The organism is Brevundimonas sp. (assembly GCF_018608325.1).
Classification (GTDB): Bacteria; Pseudomonadota; Alphaproteobacteria; order Caulobacterales; family Caulobacteraceae; genus Brevundimonas.
Window position 1 is genome coordinate 1 of sequence record NZ_JABAZW010000098.1, and the last position, 3,379, is coordinate 3,379.

General features: G+C 63.6%; 4 protein-coding genes. 2 read left to right on the plus strand and 2 right to left on the minus strand.

Going from position 1 to position 3,379, the window contains the following annotated elements; translation table 11 throughout:
• Both QZ281_RS09605 and QZ281_RS09610 read left to right on the plus strand, forming a co-directional pair.
• Positions 1 to 959, plus strand: a 959-nt coding sequence (locus QZ281_RS09605; RefSeq protein ID WP_292227664.1) for an ATP-binding protein, incomplete at its 5' end; no start/stop codon positions are given.
• Positions 956 to 1,579 carry a response regulator gene (locus QZ281_RS09610; RefSeq protein ID WP_292227667.1) on the plus strand — a complete coding sequence of 208 codons (624 nt, stop codon included), beginning with the start codon at positions 956 to 958 and terminating at the stop codon, positions 1,577 to 1,579. The genes QZ281_RS09605 and QZ281_RS09610, both read left to right, overlap by 4 nt.
• Before the next feature lie 193 nt (positions 1,580 to 1,772).
• Here QZ281_RS09610 and QZ281_RS09615 read toward each other — a convergent pair whose 3' ends face one another.
• Positions 1,773 to 2,744, minus strand: coding sequence for a YciC family protein (locus QZ281_RS09615; protein WP_292227669.1), 972 nt, complete (start codon positions 2,742 to 2,744; stop codon positions 1,773 to 1,775).
• Positions 2,745 to 2,811: 67 nt separating this feature from the next.
• On the minus strand, positions 2,812 to 3,348 hold the full coding sequence (locus tag QZ281_RS09620; RefSeq protein WP_292227671.1) for a response regulator transcription factor: 537 nt from the start codon (positions 3,346 to 3,348) through the stop codon (positions 2,812 to 2,814).
• Positions 3,349 to 3,379 lie beyond the last annotated feature (31 nt).

Sequence of the window (3,379 nt, forward strand, 5' to 3'; positions counted from 1 at the left end):
ACGCCGTGGCGGTGGCCATCTTCCATACGGCGGTCATGCTGGTGGCGACGCGGTGCCTGGGCGTGCGGGCGGTGGCGGCGCTGGCGGCGGCGTGCGTGGTCCTGACCTGCCTCAGCTTCATCCTGACGCCGTCCGGCGACTACAAGATCGGCCTGATAAACACCGGCATCAGCGTGGTGGCCATCGGCGTCACCGCCTATCTGGGCCTGAAGCTGAAGGGCGCCGAGGCCCAGATCCACGAGGCCCGTGAACGCATCACCCGCATCGCCCGCCTGACCACTCTGGGTCAGCTGACCGCCTCCATCGCCCATGAGGTCAGCCAGCCTCTGGCCGCCATCGCCGCCAGCGCCGGGGCCAGCCGCCGCTGGCTGACCCAGCCCCAGCCCAACACCGACAAGGCCCTGGCCGCCGTCGACCGCATCATCAGCGACGCCGAACGCGCCAGCGAGATTCTGGACCGGGTGCGGCGTCTGGCCCGCAACGAGGCCCCCGCCTCGTCCGTCTTCGACCTGAACGCCGCCGTAACCGAGATCATCGCCCTGTCGTCATCGGCGGCGGGGGCCAGCGGCGCGGTCGTCTCCGCCGACCTGGCCGATGGCCTGCCCTCCGCCTTCGCCGACCGGGTGCAGGTGCAGCAGGTGGTCAGCAACCTGCTGCTGAACGGGATGGAGGCCGCAGCCGCAGCCCCGAAACGCACGCCCCGCCTGATCGTCTCCACCCGCCTGATCCAGGACCGCCTGACCGTCGCCGTCGCCGACAATGGCGAGGGTCTGTCGCCAGAGGCGGCCGAACATCTGCACGACGCCTTCTGGACCACCAAGACGGGCGGATTCGGTCTGGGCCTGACCATCTGCCGCGCCATCGTCGAGGCCAATGGCGGACGCATCTGGACCGAGACCTCGCCACTGGGCGGCGCCTGTTTCGCCTTTGATCTGCCTGTCGCCGGAGATGACGCATGACTGATCCGTCAGCGCCCACCGTCTATGTCATCGACGACGACGCCTCGCTGCGCGCCGGTCTGGCGGACCTGCTGGATTCCGTATCCCTGAACACCCGCGTCTACGCCTCGGTGCAGGATTTCCTGGCCGAACCGCGCGGCGACGGCTCCGGCTGCCTGATCCTTGACGTGCGGATGCCGGGTCAGAGCGGCACGGACTTTCATCAGCAGATGGATCGGTTGGGCGTCCATCTGCCGGTCATCTTCATCACCGGCCACGGCGACATCGCCATGGGGGTCAAGGCGATCAAGGACGGCGCCGTCGACTTCCTGACCAAGCCGTTCCGCGATCAGGACCTGCTAGACGCGGTTCAGATCGCCGTTGAACGCGACCGGCAACGGCTGGCGCAGGTCGTCTCAAGCGCCTCCCTTCAGGATCGCTGGCGCAGCCTGACACCAGGTGAGCGCGACGTCGTGCGTCTGGTCGTGCGCGGTCAGCTGAACAAACAGGTCGCCGCCGAACTGGACGTCAAGGAAATCACCGTCAAAGTCCGTCGCGCCAAATCCATGAAAAAGATGGGCGCCGCCTCCCTGACCGATCTGGTGCGGATGATCGACGACCTGGCGCCGTTCGAAGGCTGAGCGCTTAGGCTCTCCGCATCTGAACCGCACACTAGCACAAGATTCAAATCTCAGCGCTCAAAACACAAAAATACCGCACACTTAACAAGTATCTCTCTAGAAAATACGAGAGGTTACTTGAGACGCAAATATTTTCTATTGGCGTTCGATTCAGATCTTTTCGCGCGCCCCGGATTCGAACCTTTATATTTTATCAATCAAACACGGACGCCAGTTGCTCCGGCCCCGCGCCTTCCTTGATCGCGCGCAGTTCGTAATACAGCGCCGCCACGCCGGCAGAGGCCACAACGCTGGTCAGGGTGTTGGTCAGGGCGTTGCTGATCATGTTCACAATCGAACTGGGCGCACCGCCGCTGAAGGTGCCGCCGGCCGCCATGTTCACGCCGCCGACCAGCATGCCGATGATCATCGACAGCACCAGATAGATCACCAGCAACCCGAATATGTGCCAGCGATAGCCGCGCGTCAGGTCACGACTGCGCTGCATGGCTTCGAAAATGCCGCGCTTTTCCGCAACGACAGCAGGCGCGGACACGGACCAGATGATCGTCAGCATCACCCCCGGCACGATCAGCAGGATATAGGCGAAGCCTGTGGCGATACCCGCAACAATGGCCAGCCCCAGCAAGGGCAGGAACACCTTCACCCCGGCGCTCAAGGCGTCACCGAAGCTCGTCTTCTTGTCATTGAAGCTGTTGATCGCGCCCTTAACGACCATGCCCTGCACGACATAGGCGCCGATCAGATAGAGGGCCCACCCCAGGATCATGACGAGGACAGAAGTCGCACTCGGATCCCCGGTCGCCATTTCGACCTGCCCATAGGCCATCAGAGCACTTGGGATACCAACGAACAGAGCCGCCGCGACAAAGAAGGCGACCCAATTGGCCTTGATCGTTGAAAAGGTCCGTCCGATCACGCGGCCCAGATCAAATCGACCATGCGTTGACGGCGAGAACGAAGCTGATGCCCCGGCGACGGGCGTCGCCAACGCCATGATATCCTGCGCCTGACGATCCTCGGTGGCGATGAAGTCGACCCGCTGCCCCACCTTCAAGGGCGAGGTTGCACAGACCGCAGACGGCTCAAATCGATAACGCGCACCATCATCACCGACGATGCTGCCTGTTCCGGCCTCATCGATCCCCAACACTTCACCGCGCATCACCACTCCAGCCGCATTGTCGTCCTGCGGCTATAATGACCAGCGATATGCGTGGGGCAAGCCGCCTTCACGTCACTCGGCGTTTTTCCAGTTTCCGCGCCAGGGTGCGTCGATGCATTCCCAGTCGTCGCGCCGCCTCGGAGATGTTGAAATCCGTCTCGACCAGGGTTTCGTGGATACGTTCCCACTCCAGCGTCTTGATCGAGGTGGGGCGTGTGCCCAACGGCGTTTCCGCGTCACCGTCAGCCCGGCCAAAGGCGGTTTCGATGTCATCGGTGCTGGCCGGCTTGGCCAGATAGTGACGCGCACCCAGCTTGATGGCCTCAACCGCCGTGGCGATGCTGGCGAACCCGGTCAGGACGACGATGTTCATTTCGGGGTCAAACGCGTGCAGCGTCTCAACGCAGGTCAGCCCCGACGCCCCGCCCAGCTTCAGGTCGACCACAGCGTACCCCGGTCTATGCACCTTCAACACATCGGCCATCTGCTCGGGGCTGGCGGCGCTGACGACCGTATAGCCGCGGCGTTCGAACGATCGACGCAGGGTGGTGGAAAAGGACTCGTCGTCCTCGACGATCAGCAGCAGTCGCGTGTCATCGCTCATCAATGCTCTCCTTCGGCGCCAGCGCCGCCAA